Origin of the sequence: Rhodococcus sp. 14-2483-1-1 (assembly GCF_002259335.1) — a bacterium.
GTDB lineage: Bacteria > Actinomycetota > Actinomycetes > Mycobacteriales > Mycobacteriaceae > Rhodococcoides.
This window is the reverse complement of sequence record NZ_NPFX01000014.1, coordinates 666,057-683,662: the sequence shown is the minus strand read 5'-3', so window position 1 is coordinate 683,662 and position 17,606 is coordinate 666,057. Positions and strand designations below refer to the sequence as shown.

Annotated in this window: 16 protein-coding genes; 4 read left to right on the top strand and 12 right to left on the bottom strand. The window is 63.0% G+C overall.

Going from position 1 to position 17,606, the window contains the following annotated elements; all coding sequences use genetic code 11:
• Positions 1 to 50: 50 nt before the first annotated feature.
• On the top strand, positions 51 to 839 hold the full coding sequence (locus CH294_RS14570) for a TetR/AcrR family transcriptional regulator (protein ID WP_242640209.1): 789 nt from the start codon (positions 51 to 53) through the stop codon (positions 837 to 839).
• A complete protein-coding gene (locus tag CH294_RS14565) occupies positions 832 to 1,953 on the top strand; it encodes a DUF4873 domain-containing protein (protein ID WP_094738320.1) in 1,122 nt (373 codons plus the stop codon). The genes CH294_RS14570 and CH294_RS14565 overlap by 8 nt, the downstream gene beginning before the upstream one ends.
• Before the next feature lie 10 nt (positions 1,954 to 1,963).
• Here the strand turns inward: CH294_RS14565 and CH294_RS14560 are convergent, their stop codons facing one another.
• From CH294_RS14560 to CH294_RS14520, 9 genes are all read right to left on the bottom strand, one after another.
• Positions 1,964 to 2,557: a hypothetical protein gene (locus CH294_RS14560; RefSeq protein WP_094609463.1), complete on the bottom strand. Its 594-nt coding sequence runs from the start codon at positions 2,555 to 2,557 to the stop codon at positions 1,964 to 1,966.
• Positions 2,558 to 2,573: 16 nt separating this feature from the next.
• Positions 2,574 to 3,518 (bottom strand): MlaD family protein, encoded by a 945-nt coding sequence (locus tag CH294_RS14555; protein ID WP_037148781.1) that lies wholly within the window; start codon positions 3,516 to 3,518, stop codon positions 2,574 to 2,576.
• Entirely contained in the window at positions 3,515 to 4,564 is a 1,050-nt protein-coding gene (locus CH294_RS14550) for an MlaD family protein (protein ID WP_170944724.1), read from the bottom strand. The genes CH294_RS14555 and CH294_RS14550 overlap by 4 nt, the downstream gene beginning before the upstream one ends.
• A complete protein-coding gene (locus CH294_RS14545; protein ID WP_141215844.1) occupies positions 4,561 to 5,670 on the bottom strand; it encodes an MCE family protein in 1,110 nt (369 codons plus the stop codon). The genes CH294_RS14550 and CH294_RS14545 overlap by 4 nt, the downstream gene beginning before the upstream one ends.
• Positions 5,670 to 6,680 (bottom strand): MlaD family protein, encoded by a 1,011-nt coding sequence (locus CH294_RS14540; protein WP_094738318.1) that lies wholly within the window; start codon positions 6,678 to 6,680, stop codon positions 5,670 to 5,672. The genes CH294_RS14545 and CH294_RS14540 overlap by 1 nt, the downstream gene beginning before the upstream one ends.
• A complete protein-coding gene (locus CH294_RS14535; RefSeq protein ID WP_037148787.1) occupies positions 6,677 to 7,684 on the bottom strand; it encodes an MCE family protein in 1,008 nt (335 codons plus the stop codon). Before CH294_RS14535 ends, CH294_RS14540 begins: the two co-directional genes overlap by 4 nt.
• Positions 7,681 to 8,718 carry an MlaD family protein gene (locus CH294_RS14530; RefSeq protein WP_094703950.1) on the bottom strand — a complete coding sequence of 346 codons (1,038 nt, stop codon included), beginning with the start codon at positions 8,716 to 8,718 and terminating at the stop codon, positions 7,681 to 7,683. Before CH294_RS14530 ends, CH294_RS14535 begins: the two co-directional genes overlap by 4 nt.
• Positions 8,719 to 8,720: 2 nt before the next feature.
• A complete protein-coding gene (locus tag CH294_RS14525) occupies positions 8,721 to 9,500 on the bottom strand; it encodes an ABC transporter permease (protein WP_230592377.1) in 780 nt (259 codons plus the stop codon).
• A gap of 94 nt (positions 9,501 to 9,594) precedes the next feature.
• On the bottom strand, positions 9,595 to 10,410 hold the full coding sequence (locus CH294_RS14520; RefSeq protein ID WP_094738317.1) for an ABC transporter permease: 816 nt from the start codon (positions 10,408 to 10,410) through the stop codon (positions 9,595 to 9,597).
• Positions 10,411 to 10,617: 207 nt separating this feature from the next.
• On the opposite strand from CH294_RS14520, the gene CH294_RS14515 reads away from it, so the two are divergent.
• Positions 10,618 to 11,667, top strand: a complete 1,050-nt coding sequence (locus CH294_RS14515; RefSeq protein WP_032401797.1) for a M48 family metallopeptidase — start codon at positions 10,618 to 10,620, stop codon at positions 11,665 to 11,667.
• 67 nt (positions 11,668 to 11,734) lie between these two features.
• Here CH294_RS14515 and lpdA read toward each other — a convergent pair whose 3' ends face one another.
• On the bottom strand, positions 11,735 to 13,150 hold the full coding sequence (gene lpdA, locus CH294_RS14510; protein ID WP_027498423.1) for a dihydrolipoyl dehydrogenase: 1,416 nt from the start codon (positions 13,148 to 13,150) through the stop codon (positions 11,735 to 11,737).
• A 115-nt stretch (positions 13,151 to 13,265) separates the two neighbouring features.
• Between lpdA and CH294_RS14505 the strand changes: the two genes are divergently transcribed.
• Complete coding sequence (locus tag CH294_RS14505) at positions 13,266 to 15,302, top strand: prolyl oligopeptidase family serine peptidase (protein ID WP_094738316.1); 2,037 nt, start codon at positions 13,266 to 13,268, stop codon at positions 15,300 to 15,302.
• On the opposite strand, the gene CH294_RS14500 is transcribed toward CH294_RS14505, so the two are convergent.
• Together CH294_RS14500 and CH294_RS14495 are read right to left on the bottom strand one after the other, a co-directional pair.
• Positions 15,303 to 16,274, bottom strand: coding sequence for an alpha/beta hydrolase family protein (locus tag CH294_RS14500; protein ID WP_170944723.1), 972 nt, complete (start codon positions 16,272 to 16,274; stop codon positions 15,303 to 15,305).
• Positions 16,275 to 16,497: 223 nt separating this feature from the next.
• Positions 16,498 to 17,331, bottom strand: coding sequence for an alpha/beta fold hydrolase (locus CH294_RS14495; protein ID WP_094738315.1), 834 nt, complete (start codon positions 17,329 to 17,331; stop codon positions 16,498 to 16,500).
• Between the last annotated feature and the right edge of the window lie 275 nt (positions 17,332 to 17,606).

Below are 17,606 nucleotides of genomic sequence, written 5' to 3'. Positions count from 1 at the left end.
ACCGAAACTCGCGGTAGCCAGTACCGGCGGTAGTAGGTAATATGACGAGTGTGGTTCAAGTCACCGGACGTGTCAACCCCGAACATGGTCGTCACTCGTCCCACTGCAAGAAAATCGACGCGCGTACCGAGCGCTGGCGGGAACACCGACTTCAGGTGCGCAAAGACCTGGTCGCCGCTGCTCTGGTGGCAATCGAGGTTCACGGTCCGAACGTGAGCATGGGCGACATCGCGAAGGTCGCCGGTACGGCCAAGCCCAAGCTTTACCGGCATTTCGCCGACCGATCGGATCTGCATGCCGCGATCGTCCAGCACGTCCAGGACCTGCTGTGGGACCGAATCATGGGCACCGTCAACCTCTTCGAGGATTCGGTTGCCGATCTGATCGATCATGGCGTTGCCGCGTACGCGGCAGTGGTCACCGACCACCCCAATCTGTTTCGGTTTCTCGTGCACGGCCACTTCCTGACCCGGACCGGCGACCGCCGGACCGCAGACGGCTCCGCGGGTGACCCGGCCCTGGATTCCGCGCGAACCGCGTCGAACATGGTCGCGCGCGTGCTGGCCGACGCCATACAGGTACCGGCAGTGGACAATTCGACCGTCGAGATGGTTTCCTATTCGACGTTCGGAGCGGTGGCGACCGCGACGGACTGGTGGCTGGGTAGCTCCGACCAGCACGAACCCGCCATGACGATCGAACGATTCACCGCCCATCTGGCGGCCATCGTGCGCGGACTCGTCGAGTCCTCGAGTGCGCTCCTCGAAATTCGCATCGAATCCGATCGACCCATGCATCTCGCATTCGTTCGCGACCAGGAGGAAGTAACCCGTGAGTGATCTATCCGGCAAGCCCGACTACCGCGGCCCGGCCATGCTGACCTTCGACAATCCGGCCGCGGAGTTCGATGTTCAGATCGATCTACGGGGGCACTCCCAACCCATCGACGGCGTCTTCCGGTGGTACGGACGAGTACGGCCACACGAGGCACTCCAGGGGTTCATGGAGGCCGCAGGCAGCAGCCGCAAGGGCAGACTCAGCACCGACAGCGGTGACGTGCCCGTCCTGGTGAGCGACGTGGACCCATGGGGCCGATACCGCTTGCAGGGCACCGGGATGCCGCCGTATCCGCTCGAACCCGACGTAGATCCGGACAGCGGGGCCGACGGCGTCGTTGCGCCGAAACTCGAGAGTCGGGCTCTCGAACGCGCCGCGGCATTGCTCGAACCCGAATTTCGCGCGGGTGCCGTCACCACCGACGGCTATGTGGAACTGCTCGGCGGCACGCCTGCACCGTCACCCACGGCGGCCAGCCGGGCCATGAACAACCCGCTGGTGGCGTCTATCTACGAAAAGCTCTGGCGGCCCGCCGGCGTCGCGATGATGGGAGTCGGCGGACTGTCCATGTCCGCCGAACGGGCAAAGGCCGTCGCAGACCTGCGCCTGTCCGGAGCCATGAGTGTGTTGGACGTGGCATCAGGACCGGGAAATTTCACCAGGTACCTCTCCGACCACCTGAGCGGTGATGGCATCGCCATCGGGTTCGACATTTCCGAGCAGATGATCAGGCGTGCCGTCCGCGACAATCGCGGTCCTCACGCCGCCTACATGCGAGGTGATGCGCAATCACTTCCCCTCGCCGACAACACGTTCGACGCCGTCTGCTGCTACGCGGCTCTCTACCTGATGCCCAACCCGCTGACAGTCGTCGATGAACTGATCCGCGTCCTTCGCCCCGGCGGCCGGATTGCAATCATGACGAGTTACGGCCGCAGTGCCGCGCCGGTGAAGTCGATTCTGGGTGCGGTGTCGGGACACATCGGGATCCGCATGTTCGACAAGGATCAGTTCACGTCGATCTTCGAGACGCACGGCATGACCGAGATCGAGCAGGAGGTGCGCGGCCTCGCGCAGTTCGTCAGCGCTACCAACAGCGCTACCAACGCCCGCTGAACCGACGGACCTAAGTCTTGGGTCCGTAGTCACTCACGATCCACTGCCCGTCCTGATCGGTGACCGTCACCAACAGAAGGTTGGGCACCTTGCCGGGGTCGGGCTGTTGCACGTTCTGCGTCGTCTGCTGAGCGAACACCGCAACCTTGTACTCGCCTCCGGACTCGGAATCGATTGCTGCCGAAAGAACTTCGCCGGTCGCCACCACCTGGGACTCGTTCATGATCGCCGTGAGCGCCTCGCGGACACCGTCGTACCTGTCTTGCAGGGACTGCGACGCCCCCTGATCGACACCCTCGAAGAAGGCGTCGAGATTGCGGTAGTCGTACGTCAACGACCGCGCGGTGTATTCGGTCGCCGTGTTCAACGCCATCTGCCGGTCCTGATCATGGGTACGCTCGTCGGCCAGATCGCCTGCTGCCGAACGCCACAGCACACCGAACACCACTGCGAGCGCAATGCCCGGTACCGCGGCAGCGACCACGGACCACCGAATTCGCCGGCGTCGGGTGGAGTTCTCGGGCACTGCCGCCTTCTCCTCGGGCATTGCCGTGTTCTCATCGGGCACTGCTGCCTTCGCCTCGGATGCTTCTGTTTCGACCATGAGGGGGTGACTCCTGTCAGTTCGGAATTTCTACGGAGAGTTTCGCCGGGCCGCCGGGAGGAAACACCGTCTGCAATACGTCCACGATGGACCCCGCATCTACCCGCATCGGCTTGATGGGTTCGGTGTATGGCTTGAGAAGCGTTGCGATCAGAGCCAAGTCGGGCGACAGAGGCGTGAGATATTCGTCGATCTTCGGTCCGATCTTTCCGAGCGGATCGTCCCAGACGTCCGCGCCGACGTAGGAATACTGGTTGAAGCCCTCGAGCAGATTCGCGACACCCGCGCCCGTCGCACCCACGTACGGTGCGGCGTCGGTCATCACCGGGCCGTATCCGTACGCGTTGCGTCCCGCCTGCTGAGCATTGTCGTACAGGCGTCGAATTTCGCCGCTCTTGTCGCGCAGGGTCGCCGCCAGGAATCGGAAGGCTTCCACCAGACGGTCGACATCGCCTTCACGACCGTCGATCGCCGCCGATGCGGTCTCCGTCAATCCCGTCAACGCGTTCGTATCCAGTTGTGATGCAAGGGAATCACCCAGGCTCAGTGCTTCGCTGACGGTGACGGACGCGCGTACGTGATCGCTGCCGATCACGTCCCCGTCCGTGAGGTACGGCCCGCCCGTCCCTCGTGGGCGTAGATCCATGTATTGCTCGCCCGCGGCAGACAGGTTTGCGACGACCACCTCCGAGTCCTTCGGAATGCGGTGGGCGGCGTCGAGCGCGAGCGTGACGTCCAAACCACTCGGCACCACGGCGATCGACTCGACCCGGCCGACCTGGATTCCGCGGGATGTCACCTGCGAGGTATCCATCAGTCCGCCGGAAGTCTCCATGTGGACCACCACGTGGTCGGTCGTTCGGGTCGGATCGATGTCGAGTACACCGACAACCAGGTACCCGACGCTGGCCACCGTCATCACCACCAGCGCAACGAGCGAGACCACTGTGCCCGGCTTCATCGGACGATCCCGATGCCGCGCAGAATCCCGATCATGTTGTCGGCGAGGGCGCTCGGACCTTGGTCGGTCGACACCGACCGAACTGCAATGTTGGGCGTGGACTCGAAGTACGGAATCAAGCGCTCTCGCAACAGGGTATTGACCTTGTCCACGTTCATCGGCACCGTGGTGTCGGCGTTCGAGATCGTGATCAGAGCCGGCGCGATGATGTCGACGGCATCCTTGAGTTCCGGATATGGGCCCGCGAGAACGTCACCGATGTTCTGCGACATGTATCCCAGCATGAAGATCATGTGTACAACACTGAACAGGACCTCGGACAGGCCCTCCGATCGCTTCGGACCGAGCTCGAGCACGCGTTCGACACCGTCGCGCTGCGACACAACGGTATTCGAGACTCCCTCCGCAGCTGCGAGTATCCGATCGATCTCGCCGGTGTTGTCACCGATATCGGTCAGCGCAGTCCGAGCGGCCAGATTGATCTTGTCGACCTCGGCCGGATCCGGAGGAACAGCGGCGTTGACGTTGTCGACCGCCTCCTGCAATTGCACGTAATGACCGCCGGTCACGATGTTCGACAGTCCTCGCAACACGTCCTCGACATTGTCGGCCGGCACCGTCCGCTCCATGGGAATCACGTCACCATCTCCAAGGTACGGTCCCTCCGAGCCCGAGCCCGAGCCCGAGCCCGAGCCCGAGCTCACCGCGGGATCGGCCGGTGGCTGCAGCGAGATGTAGATCTCTCCCAGAATCGACGACTGCCGAAGCTCGGCGACGGTGTCGGTGGGTAGCTGAACGTCGGCGGACAGGTCGACCGTCGCCACAGCAGTGGAACCCACGAGGTCGACCTTGTCGAGAACGCCCGCATCGACGCCTTCGACGATGACCTTCGCCTTCTCGGGAAGATTGAGGACACTGGCGAATTCGATCTTCAGAGAGTACTTGTCTCCGGACACGTAGCTACCGGGAATCGGAAGGTCTGCCGGGTCGACGCTGCACGCCGACAGCAGCGCAACACAGCACAGCCCGGCGGCGACGCGCCTCATCGCCATCCCGCCGAACCGAGTACCAGCTGCACCAGTCCGACGTCGATGACATCGCCGCGCTGCTGGTTCGCCGAACACGTCGGTGCGTACTTGTTGAGCAGCGCACAGACCTCGTTGGGCGAGTTGGTGTCGATCTCGAACTGCGGCGGGTGATAGATCACGCGACCACTCTTGGAGTCGTTGTCGTACATCGTCATCAAGTTCTGCCCTATGGTCGGCACCTGTTCCAGAATGTCCTTGATATCGCCCACCCGTCCGAGCAGCACATCGACCACGGGGGCCGCCTGGTCGAGAAATGCGTAGACCTTGTCGTCGTACTTGGCGACGTTGCGCGCAAGTGGCGGAATGAATTCGGTCGTGAGGGCGACAGTGGTGCCGAACGACTGGGTGAACTCCGACAGCGTGATCATTCCTCGTTTGAGGTTGTCGAGCAGCTTCGCCACCTCGGGCCAGCTCACCACGAACGTATCGATCAGACCGTCGAGGTTGTCGATCAGTCGCCGCACGGTCGTGTCACGGTCGGCCGGATCGCCGACCAGTTGGGCCAGTTGGCGCAGGCTGTCGTTGAGCTGGGCACCGGATCCTCGCAGCGAACCATCGACCGAACGAAGTGTGTCGCCCAGGATTTCCTCGTGCTTGCCGTCGGCGTCTGCCGGACCCAGCAGGTCCGACGCCAGCCCCGATACGGCGTCGAGGGTGTCGCTGATCCCCAGCGGGGTTCGAGTGCGTTCCAACGGAATACAGTTCGCACGATCGAGTTCGGGCCCGTCGGTGTACGGCTTCGTGAATTCCACGTGCCGATCGGTGACGATCGAGCTCGACAGTGTCACGGCTCCGACGTCGGCGGGGAGCCTGAGACCGTCGTCGACATCCATCGTGACCACCACTGAGCCGTCGGTGTTCTCGATATTTTTCACCGTTCCGACGGTCACGCCGAGCATCGTCACCGAATTGCCCTCGTACAACCCGACCGTGTCGCCGAACTCGGCACACAGTGAGGAACTGGTCGGGGCGGTGTCGATGACCGCGGTCGCCGATGCGACCGAACCGACGAGCGTGACCACCACTGCTGCCGCCACGGCGATCCGCACGGTTCTGCGTCTCATCAGCACACTCTCCCCGGCAATGGAATACACACGCCGACACCGACGACCGTGTCCTGTGACTGATCGATCACGGGACCTTCGCCCCCGCCGATCAGGGCGGCGAGGCCGTCCGTGCTTTGCTGCATGGTCGTGATCGCTCCGTCGAAGTCACCGAGCTGTGCGAAGAGCTTCTGGGTGATCTCTTCGAGTTGGACGATCGACGGCTCCAGCCCCTTTTCGAACGCGACCACGGGCCGATGGAAGAGCTTGAACATTCGTCCCAGAAGGTCGAAGGCGCTGACGACGTCTGCGCGCTTGTCACCGAATCCCTTTGTCAGGGTGCCGAGTTCACGTACCAGCTCGGTGAGCATCACACGATCGGCGGCCAACGCGCCGACGTACTCGTCCGATACGACGAGTCCACGTTCGAGCTGATCCGAGCGGGTGGCGATCACGTCGGTCAGCGAGGACAGATTGTCCACGATGGCCCGGGTCGACTGTGGCTGCGTGCTGACGGCCTCGTCCAACTCGGCCACGGTCTGGCGCAGCGTCGACCCGTCGATATCTCGAACCAGCGGTGTTGCTTGCTGGATCGCGTCGGACAGCTCGTACGGAAGTTCGACTCGTTCCGGAGGGATCGGCGTCGAGCCGAGCTCGCCGTCACCGTGCGAGGTGAGCATGACGTAGTGACCACCGATCGGTGTCAGCAACTTCACGGTCATCGTCGACGCATCCCCGACGAACACGTCCGAACGAACGCTGAAGTCGACGTCGACATGATCACCAGCCAGCTCGACCGAGCGCACCGAACCGACGGAGATACCGGCGATTCGAATTTCGTCACCGGGCTTCACCCCTGCTGCCGAACCGAACTCCGCAGTGTAGGTCCGCTCACCGAACGGGATCGTGTACAGCGCAGCCGCAACGAGGAGGAGCACCACAGCGAACGCGACACCGATTGTGCCCCAGAAGAAATGGGTCTTGTTCTCCGATTGCTCGTCGCGAACACCCTTGCGAACCACGCGTGTCATTTGCACACCACCAAATTTTGCCCGCCGAGCACTATCTGGCCGATGCCCGGGATGTCTTGTTGCCCATGACTGCAGGTGTAGGTCCGGCTGCCCGGCTTGGGGATGCTTGCGTTCAGTCCCGTCAACAGGGACGGTGTGAGCGCGAGCAACTCGGTGACCTGATCGGTCTGAGGAAGCAACCGACGCAGCGCACCATCGACCGGTGCGTAACTGTTGTCGTACGCATCTTGCAAACTCTCCAGCAGACCGACGAACGGGGCGAGCCCGTAGTTGGCCTGGTCCAACGAGGCCAGTACCCCGTCCATCTGGGTGCTGAGCTTCGACACCAAACCGTGCAGTTGTTCGAGAAGGTCGGCAACGGAGGAGGACTGACCACCGATCGAATCGGAGATCTGGCCGAGATTGTCGATCAGCAGTCCGATGATCGACTCGCGCTGAACCGCGAACTGGGTGATGCGGTCCACGTCCCGGAGCACCGGCCCCAGGCCGGAACCATCACCCTGGACCATGCGGAGAATATTCTCCGTGAACTGATTGAGCTGCGCGGTGTCGAGGGTGTCGAAGATCGGTTTGAAACCGTTGAACAGTGTGGAGATATCGAACGACGGAATCGAGTGATCCAGCGGTATCGTCTCGTCGTCCGCCAGCGGGGCACCTGCGGCGGCGTCCTTCTGGATCAGCTCGACATACCGCTGCCCGAGGAGGTTCTGATAGCGGACAGCGGCCTGTGTGTTGGCGAAGATCGGCCGCTGGCCTTCGATCTCGAACTCGACTCGCGCGATGCCTCCGTCGAGTTCGACCGACGAGACCTTGCCGATCTGTACCCCGGACATGCGCACGTCGTCACCGGCGTACAACCCCGATACGTCTTCGAATTCGGCGCCGTAGGACGACAGCGGCCCGGTGACCGGGGTACGAAGGGCGGCAACGATGATCACCGCACACAGCGCGGTCACCGTGAAGAAGACGAGCAGTTTGATCGCTGGGCCGGCTACGTTCTTCACCTGTTCGCCTCCTCGTGTGCGGCAACGGCTCCGGCCAGATTGGGCATGGTCTCGACAATCAGATCGAGTTGCAACTGCGGCTTGCCGTCGACGATGGGGAATGCGTCGGAGATGCCGTCGAGCACCTGTGGCACCCGGTTGTAGCTGGGCGCGAAGGTGCCGATCGATGCCGTGATGGGCACGAGAAGATCGAGCGTCGTCGACAGCAGTTGGGTCAGGTCCGGATTGTTCTTCTTCAGCAAGTCGCCCACGGGAACCATCAACTGATCGCTCAGGCCGTCGTTGGCGGCGATGGTCCTCGCCCGATCTTCGGGGGCCTCCACGTACACGCTCTTGTCCACCACTCCCACCACCAGGTCGAGCAGGGGCGGAATCAGGTTCGCGATTCCATCACCCAGTTCTGCCCCTCGGTGCAGCTTCCAGGCCAACGGATCGATCTGGTGGTCCGCCATCATCTGTGCGGTATCGAAGTACGGCTTCAGATTTCGACTCACCTCGACAGAGGTGTTGGAGATGACGTCCAGCAGGTGCTGCACTTGATCGGTGTCGAGAACTGCGGTGAGGTCGGCGACTCGCCGGAACACACCGGTGACAGTTGCACCCCGCTGGTTCCCGGATATCTCGAGCGTCGAGTTCGCGGCGAGGGGACTTCCCGTCCCGTCCGACACCAATTCGATTGCAGTGGAACCGAACACATTCGACGACGAGAACTGCGCCTGCATGGTGTCGGTCAGCTCACCCGCCTGACTCGGATCGATCTCCAATTGCAGTCTCTGACGTCCGAACCCGACGGTCTCGATGTTGTCCACCGTTCCGATCGACACACCACGGAACTTCACCTCCGACCCGGGCGTCAGACCGTCACCGACCGACGCTGCGTCCAGAGTCAGCCCGAACGGCGAGTCGAAGGCACCCTGCGCATACGCCGTGAGGCCGCCGGCCAGAACAGCCGCGGCAACCGCAACCGCCAGGCCCCGCAGACGGAGCGTAGCGGGACCGGCCGATCGACCGGTCAGATCGTCGAACACTGCCATCTCTACCCCGAAATCCTTATGCCCGAGTCGAATCCCCACAGAACCAACGTCATGATCATGTCCAGCACCACCACAGCGACGAGGCTGGCTCTGATGGCACGTCCGGATGCACGCCCCACACCTTCCGGACCGCCCGAGGCGTAGTACCCCTGATAACCGTGGATCAGGATGATCGTCACGACGAAAACAGCCGCCTTGAGCAGTGAGAACAGCACATCCGTCGGCTGCAGGAATGCACTGAAGTAGTGGTCGTACGTGCCGGACGACTGTCCGCCGACCACGCGAACCACCACGGCGCACGATACGTAGCTGAGAATGAGTGTCAGCAGGTAGAGCGGCACGATCGTGACGATTCCCGCGATCACTCGGGTGGTGACGACGAACGGCATCGACTGTATGCCTTGAGCTTCGAGGGCGTCGATCTCTTCCGAGATACGCATCGCACCGATCTCGGCCGTCATCCGACATCCTGCCTGCGTCGCGAATCCGATGGCCGCGATCATCGGGGCCAGTTCGCGAGTGCTGGCGTACGCCGAGATGAAACCGGTCAACGGCTCCATGCCCACCATGCCGAGGGAATTGAATCCTTCGATTCCCACGGATGCACCCACCGCGACACCCAACACCACCAGAACCGAGACGGTTCCGCCACCGACGATCAATTTGCCACTGCCCCAGGTGATATCACTGAGGATGAGCAGCATCTGACGCTGGTAGGAGCGAACGGTGTGGGGGATGGCCGCCAGCACCTTGACGCAGAACGTGAGCTGATGACCCAGCATTTCGAGGACATCGAACGGCTTGCGCCCGAGATATCTGACGCCACGCGTGAGATGGGCGGTGCCATGCACTGTGTACCGAGAAGGAGTTGCCATCTCAGCCCAACTTCTGTGGCATGAACATCGCAACCAATTGAGTGATGACGACGTTGACGGTGAACGCGGATACCACACCGAGAACCACGGAGGCGTTGACCGCGTTGGCGACGCCTCGCGGTCCGTGGGCGGCGGACAACCCGCGGTGGCAGGCGACGATGATGACGATGACTCCGAAAATCTCGGTCTTCACCAGAGCTACGACGAGGTCTGCCACCGAAGCGAAGGACGCAAACGAGCTGATGTAGCTGCCGGGCGTCCCACTCTGAAAGCCGACGTTGATCGCATAGCCTGCGGCCAACCCCATGAAGATGATGAGGATGCACAGGAACGGCGCCACCAGCAGGATGGCTGCGAGCCGCGGCGCGACGAGTCTGCGCACCGGGTCGATTCCCATCGTCGACAGGGCATCGATCTCGTCACGGATGGTGCGCGCTCCCAGGTCGGCAGCGACCGCCGCGCCTGCGGCACCGCCCAACAACAGCGCCGCAACGATCGGGGCACCTTGGCGAATCACCCCGAGGCCACCTGCGGCTCCCGCGATGGACGTCGCGCCGATCTGATCGGTGAGACTGCCGACCTGGACGGACACGATGACGCCGAACGGAATGGACACCAATACTGCTGGAATCACGGTGACGGTGACGACGAACCAGGCTTGGTCGATGGTGTCGCGCCACGGATGACGCAGCGTGACGACATCGCGAAAGAGGTGAACGAAGGCAAGTATGCCCAGTTCCAGGGTCTGACCGAATGTTCTGAATCCACCGGACACCCCGTCGCTGACGCGCGCGAGCGTCGAAGTTCGCGACGACAATTCCCCACCCCCAGGCCTTACGAGAAGCGCGACTCCCCCGCGCAGAATCGAAAGCTACCAGCCTGCACTCGACCAAGTGACGTTTTCATCAGCAGCTGGGCTATGACTGTTCACAGAATCGATAGCACTGCTTCATGATTCGAGTTCGGACCACTCGCCCCGCTTTACTGATACTTTAATTTTCCACCGACTACTGGGAGAAACAGATTGACCACCCCTCCGGATCGCACTCGCATCGAATTCCCCGATATCTCCTCTCGCACGTGGGAGCACCCGTCGGACCGAGCTGCCCTGGTCACCCTGCGCACCCTCAAAGGGTTCGACACCGTTCTGCGCACGCTGTCCGGGCTGTTGCGCGAACGACAGCATCGCCTGATGTACCTCGCCACCGCAGTGCGCGTCGACGAACGCCAATTCAAGGACCTGAACGACCTGCGCACCGACTGCGTGCAGATTCTCGGGGCCGAGGAGACACCCGAACTGTTCGTGGTTCAGTCGCCGATGGTCAACGCGTTCACCATCGGCATGGACCGCCCGTTCATCGTCCTGACCACCGGCATGCTCGACATCATGACCTACGAGGAGCAGCGATTCGTCGTCGGCCACGAACTGGGCCACGCGCTGTCCGGTCACGCGGTGTATCGAACCGTGCTGATGCATCTGATGCGCCTCGCCGGCACCGTCGGCTGGGTTCCGGTGGGCGGCTGGGCCCTGCGCGCGGTCATCGCCGGCCTGATGGAATGGCAGCGCAAGTCCGAATTGTCCGGTGACAGAGCAGGATTGCTGTGCGGACAGGATGTGCACACCGCGATCCGCGTGCAGCTCAAGTTGGCGGGCGGCGCACGCATCAGCGAGATCGACGTCGACGCATTCCTCGAGCAAGCTGCCGAGTACGAGGCCAGTGGGGATCTGCGTGACGGCGTACTCAAACTGCTCAATCTCGAACTACTCTCGCACCCCTTCTCCGTGCTGCGCGCCGCCGAGCTCGAGAAGTGGGTCGACAGCGGCGAGTACGCGACCGTACTGCGAGGCGAGTACCCGCGCAGGTCCACCGACCACGAGGCCAAGGTGTCGGAGGAGTTCCGTAACGCGGCGCGCACCTACAAGAACAACTTCGACACCTCGGAGGACCCGCTGATCAAAACGGTTCGCGACATCGGAAGTGGCTTCACCGGTGCCGTCGACGCCGTCGGCAACGGAATCGGCGACGTGGCGTCGGACATCAAGGGCAGGTTCGATCACTGGCGAAAGTCGTAGGCAGAGCACACAGAACGAACGGCGGCGACCACCGAAGTGGTCGCCGCCGTTGTGTTCGGGGAGAGGATCAGAAGTTGATCATGTGGCCTGCGAGGCCGTGGATCGCTTCCTGCAGTGCCTCCGACAGAGTCGGGTGGGTGTGAACGTTGCGGGCCAGCTCGTTGACCGTAAGGTCCCACTTCTGGGCCAGGGTCAGCTCGGGCAGCAGCTCCGAGACGTCAGGTCCGATGAGGTGGCCGCCGAGAAGCTCGCCGTGCTCGGTGTCGGCAATGAGCTTGACGAAGCCGGTGGCATCGCCCAGGCCGTGTGCCTTGCCGTTGGCGGCGAACGGGAAGTTCGCCACCTTGATGTCGGATCCACGAGCCTGCGCTTCTTCGCGGGCCTGATCCTCGGTGAGACCGAAGCTGGCGACCTGCGGCTGGCAGAACGTCGCACGCGGCATCATGCGGTAGTCGTCGATCGGCAATGTCTCTGCGCCGCCGATGGTTTCGGCAGCCACGACGGCCTGTGCCTCGGCCACGTGGGCGAGCTGAAGCTTGGCCGTGACGTCGCCGATGGCGTAAATGTGGGGGACGTTGGTCTGCATCGTGTTCGTGATGCCGATGGCACCGCGATCGGTGAGCTCCACGCCGGTCTTCTCGAGGCCGAATCCTTCGACGCGAGGGGCGAAACCGACGGACTGCATCACCTTGTCGACGGTGAACGTCTCGCTCTCACCGGACTTGTTGTGCTTGATCTCGACGGTGACCTTGGAGCCGTCGTCGTCGATGCTCTGCACGCCTGCGCCGGTGATGACCTTGACGCCGAGCTTCTTGTACTGCTTCTCGATTTCCTTCGAGACGTCTTTGTCCTCGTTGGGCAGCGCCCGATCGAGGAACTCCACGATGGTGACGTCGACGCCGTAGTTCTTGAGCACGTAGCCGAACTCCATGCCGATGGCACCGGCACCGACGATGAGGATCGAACCCGGCAGATCCTTGGTCATGATCTGCTCTTCGTACGTGACGACGTTCTTGCTCAGCTCGGTTCCGGGGAGCAGCTTGGTGGTGCTGCCGGTCGCGATGATCGCGTTGTCGAACGTGATCGTCTCGGTACCGCCCTTGGTCAGCTCGACCTCGATGGTGTTGGCATCGGTGAACGTGCCCTGGCCGTCGTACTCGGGGATCTTGTTCTTCTTCATCAAGAAGTGGATGCCCTTGACGCGGCCGTCGGCAACCTTGCGGCTGCGGTCGAATGCCGCGCCGAAGTCGAAGGACGCTTCACCCGAAATACCGAACAGCTTGGCCTCTTTGGTGAAGAGATGCGCCAACTCGGCGTTACGGAGAAGGGCCTTCGAGGGGATGCAGCCGACGTTCAGGCACACACCGCCCCAATACTTCTTCTCGATGATGGCAGTGCTGAGTCCGAGTTGTGCCGCGCGGATAGCAGCGACGTACCCACCGGGACCGGCTCCGAGGACAACGACGTCATAGTGTGAGGTCACGAGGCCCCAGCGTAGTCGTGCTCTGCCGCACTGTCTCGACCTGGTCTTCGTTACCCGTCGGTAGCCTCTCGATCACCGGCCGACCCGAGGACGCGTCTGCTGCTAGAACTGTGGAATGGCAATTTCGGACGACCCGTACCTCTGGCTCGAAGACGTCACCGGCGACGCTGCGCTCGCGTGGGTGCGCGAGAAGAACGAGCTCACCGTCGAGGCGCTCAGCGGCCCGGGCTTCGAAACCACCGAGGCGAGCATCCGCGAGATTCTCGACACCGACGCCCGCATACCGTACGCACGACGCCGCGGGCAGTTCCTGTACAACTTCTGGCGCGACGGCGAGCACATCCGCGGCCTCTGGCGTCGAACCACGATGGACGAATACCGAACCGAGAATCCGGTGTGGGACGTTCTGCTCGACCTGGACGTGCTGGCCGAGAGCGAGGGCGAGAACTGGGTCTGGGGCGGTGCCCAGGTGCTGCGGCCCGATCAGAAGCTGGCGTTGGTCACCCTCTCGCGCGGCGGAGCCGACGCGACGGTGGTCCGTGAGTTCGATCTCGACTCCCGCACGTTCCGCGCCCCGGAGGACGGCGGATTCGCGCTACCCGAGGCCAAGACCGACATCGGCTGGATCGATGCCGACACCGTCTTCGTCGGAACCGATTTCGGACCCGGTTCGTTGACCGAATCGGGTTATCCGCGGATCACCAAGCGGTGGCGGCGCGGCACTCCCCTCGTCGAGGCCGAGACCGTCTTCGAGGGTGAAGCACAGGACATCTCGATCTCCGCCTGGCACGATCGCACCCCCGGCTTCGAGCGCGACTTCGTCCAGCGGGCCACCGACTTCTACAACTCCGAGACCTACGTACTCGACGGGTCCACGTTGACCCGGATCCCGACGCCCACCGACGCGTCGACCTCGGTGCACGAGAGGTGGTTGCTGGTTCGGACCATGACGCCGTGGACCGTCGGCGACGAAACTTATCCTGCCGGCGCACTGCTCGCTGCAGATTTCGACGAGTTCATGTCCGGCACAGCATCTTTGACGGTTCTGTTCGCCCCGGACGAGCATACTTCTCTACATCAGTACGCCTGGACCGAGAACTACCTGCTGTTGGTGACGCTGCAGGACGTACGAACGCAGTTGCACGTCCTGAACCCACGTGAAGAGGAGTGGGACGCCGGCACGATCGACGGGTTGTCGGACCTGACGTCCACCGAGATCGTCGGCACCGACGCCGAGGAGAACGGTGACGAGTTCTTCCTCTCTTCCTCCGGCTATCTCACTCCGGCGACGCTTTTGCTCGGCACGGTGGGAGCAGAGCTCGAGATCCTCAAGCAGGCCCCGGCGTTCTTCGACGCCGACGGTATGACGGTGGAGCAGTTCTTCGCCCGCTCGGACGACGGAACACAGATCCCTTACTTCGTCGTCCGCCGCGCCGATTCCGGGCCCGGTCCCACGCTCCTGTACGGCTACGGCGGCTTCGAGATCTCGATGACCCCCGGCTACAGCGGCGCAACCGGACGGGCGTGGCTCGAACGTGGTGGCACCTACGTCGTCGCGAACATCCGCGGCGGCGGTGAGTACGGGCCGTCCTGGCACACCCAGGTACTGCGCGCCGGACGCCATCTGGTGCACGAGGACTTCGCTGCTGTCGCACGCGATCTCGTCACCCGAGGCATCACCACCACCGATCGGTTGGCCGCGCAGGGCGGTAGCAACGGCGGCCTGCTGATGGGCATCATGGTGACGAAGTACCCGGAACTGTTCGGAGCGTTGGTATGTCAGGTCCCACTCCTGGACATGAAGCGATACCACCTGCTGCTCGCGGGCGCGTCCTGGGTGGCCGAGTACGGCGACCCGGACGACCCGGACGAGTGGGAGTTCATCTCGCAGTACTCCCCTTACCAGAACGTGGTGCCCGCGTCGGAGCGCCGGTACCCACCGATCTTGATCGCGACGTCGACGAGGGACGACCGCGTCCACCCCGGACACGCTCGCAAGATGGCCGCATCACTGGCCGAACTCGGCCACGACGTGAGCTACTACGAGAACATCGAAGGTGGACACGGCGGGGCGTCGGACAATGCGCAGTTGGCCTTCAAGACGGCGTTGACCTACGAGTTTCTGTGGCGACACCTAGGGGGAGACCGCTGATCACCCGGCGAGAGCGGCCTCGAACATCGGCCACGAGTTGTGCAGGTCGGTCTGCCAGTAACCCCACGAGTGGGTACCCCGGTCACGGAGCTCGAAATGAGCCGGAATGTCGAGCCGTTCGAGGGCGGTCTTCAAACGCCGAGTGCAGTCGCCGGTGGCCACCTCGATCGCACCGCCCACGACCATCTGGTTGAGCAGCACGAAGCCCGGTCCGTTGGGATTGGTGCCGTCCAGAGTGTCCGACGCCCCGGCCAGACCACTGCCGTTGGAGACGTACAGCGCTGTGCCACGCAGACTTTCGGCATTGACCACAGCGTCGTTGCGAATCCAATCCGGGTCGTTGTCCGGTCCCCACATGTTCGCCACGTTCGCACCGAGCGCCATGGACACGACCGTCTTGACGTACGCCTTGCCCAACGCATCGGTCGTCGAAGCACAGCCGCTGTACGAGCCGACGGCCTTGTAGAGCCCCGGATTCCGAATCGCCAGATTCAGTACCGAGGTCGCCGCCATCGAGATACCGGCAATAGCATTGCGCCCATCGGTGTCCAGCAGGTCGTCGATGAGCGGGGGCAGTTCGTCCGCCAGGAACGTCGCCCACTTGTTGCGGCCGAGGACGGGATCGTCGTGCTGCCAGTCCGTGTAGTAGGAGTAGGCCCCACCCACCGGCGTCACCACGTTGACGTTCTTGTCGGCGAAGAAGGATACGACGTCGGTTTGGGTGTACCAGTCCATTCCGTCGGTTCCACCGCCCGCACCGTTGAGCAGGTACAGCGTGGGACTAGGCGCCGTCCGGTCGGGTGAGCGCAGAATCTTGAGCGGAATCGTTCGATCCATCGCCGCCGAGTGGACGAACGCGGTCATGGCCACGTCGTCGGTCGCCTCGGTGCGAACCACGTAGGACGATGTGGACGGAATCGACAGCGGGTCGATCGGCGTCGCGTTCGCGAGAGGGTGCACCACTGCCGTCATGCAGGCGGCCACACACAGAACTGCCAGTCTGCGCCCTGCGGACGACCGGACGACCCTCGTCCCACCCCTGCGTCGACGAATCGAATCCCCCACGCCGTTCATAGTCGTGCTCACTAACGTCGTCGAACAATTGTTGGTTCAAAAGCTTTCTACACCAAAACGAACCGAAAGTATGTAGAAATGACGAATAGCGAGCGAAATACCGAAAGTTAATTCGAGTGAACTACTTGCGCATCCACTCGGCGACGAGGTCGGCCACCGCGGTGGGGTTACGGATCCAGCCGTTGTGACCGAGGGGCTCGTCCACGTGCTTCGAGGTGACGTCGGCACGAACGAGCTTGCGGACGAGGTTGTCCATGGAGCCGCGCGGTGCGAGGTCGTCACCTTCGATGGTCACCGCGAGCACCGGAAGCGTCAGCCGGCCCATGCGTTCCTCGTAGTCCATGTCCGCCCCCGCCGGCTCGATCGATCCGGTGCGCGCGAATCGGGACCAATCGTCGATCAGGACACGGGATTGACGACCGAAGCCGCCGATACCGATTCGGTCCCCCGGCCAGAATCCAGCGATGCTGCTGGTGATCGCCATGGCGGCCGCGCCCACGTACAGCGGAACGCCGCGGGTCGTGCCGAAGCCACGGTGATACGGCGACCCGGACGCCACCAGAATCAATCCGCCGAGCCTGCCACGGATACGGGCGGCGTACATCGACCCGAGCTGCCCACCCATGCTGTGACCGAGAAGGTAGGGCGTCGCCTCCGGGAACTGCTCCCGAACCACCTCGAAGATCGCCGGAAAATCGACCGCCACCAATTCTTGGTAGCCGTACCGACTCGCCGAACTCGGTTTCGGGACACTGTCGCCTTGACCGCGTAGGTCGCCTATCGCGGCATGAAACCCACGCGCGACGAGCGCCTCGGCAAACAAGCGGTAGTAACCCCCGGGAATGCCGAGGCCGGGAAGAACGACGATCACAGGCGCATCGTCACGTCCTTCGCCGGGAAACAGTGACACCGGCACTGTCGAACCGTCGGGCATCTGAATCGGAACCGTCTGCATCGGCCCACCCTATGACGGAGCGGGCTTTCTATGACGGAGCGGGCTTTCGACTGCCCATCCCCCGAGGGGCTACCTCACCCGATGATCGGATGGGAGTTACCGGCCGCATCGACGACGTCGACTCAGATCGACCGGACCGCCGCCGAACAGTGCACTGTCTCAGGATATTTCGATCGAACGGATGACACCTCGAACGACGAGAGCCGGGTCCGACGGTACGTCGGGCCCGGCTCGAAGCCGTGGGTCGGGAAGCTGTGAATCGGGAAGCTGTGAAT

Coding starts and splice junctions, on each gene's coding strand:
- CH294_RS14560 (WP_094609463.1), bottom strand. CDS start 2,557: ATGGTCGAAACAGAAGCATCCGAGGCGAAGGCAGCAGTGCCCGATGAG.
- CH294_RS14555 (WP_037148781.1), bottom strand. CDS start 3,518: ATGAAGCCGGGCACAGTGGTCTCGCTCGTTGCGCTGGTGGTGATGACG.
- CH294_RS14550 (WP_170944724.1), bottom strand. CDS start 4,564: ATGAGGCGCGTCGCCGCCGGGCTGTGCTGTGTTGCGCTGCTGTCGGCG.
- CH294_RS14545 (WP_141215844.1), bottom strand. CDS start 5,670: ATGAGACGCAGAACCGTGCGGATCGCCGTGGCGGCAGCAGTGGTGGTC.
- CH294_RS14540 (WP_094738318.1), bottom strand. CDS start 6,680: ATGACACGCGTGGTTCGCAAGGGTGTTCGCGACGAGCAATCGGAGAAC.
- CH294_RS14530 (WP_094703950.1), bottom strand. CDS start 8,718: ATGGCAGTGTTCGACGATCTGACCGGTCGATCGGCCGGTCCCGCTACG.
- CH294_RS14525 (WP_230592377.1), bottom strand. CDS start 9,500: ATGCTGGGTCATCAGCTCACGTTCTGCGTCAAGGTGCTGGCGGCCATC.
- CH294_RS14505 (WP_094738316.1), top strand. CDS start 13,266: ATGGCAATTTCGGACGACCCGTACCTCTGGCTCGAAGACGTCACCGGC.
- CH294_RS14500 (WP_170944723.1), bottom strand. CDS start 16,274: ATGACGGCAGTGGTGCACCCTCTCGCGAACGCGACGCCGATCGACCCG.
- CH294_RS14495 (WP_094738315.1), bottom strand. CDS start 17,331: ATGCAGACGGTTCCGATTCAGATGCCCGACGGTTCGACAGTGCCGGTG.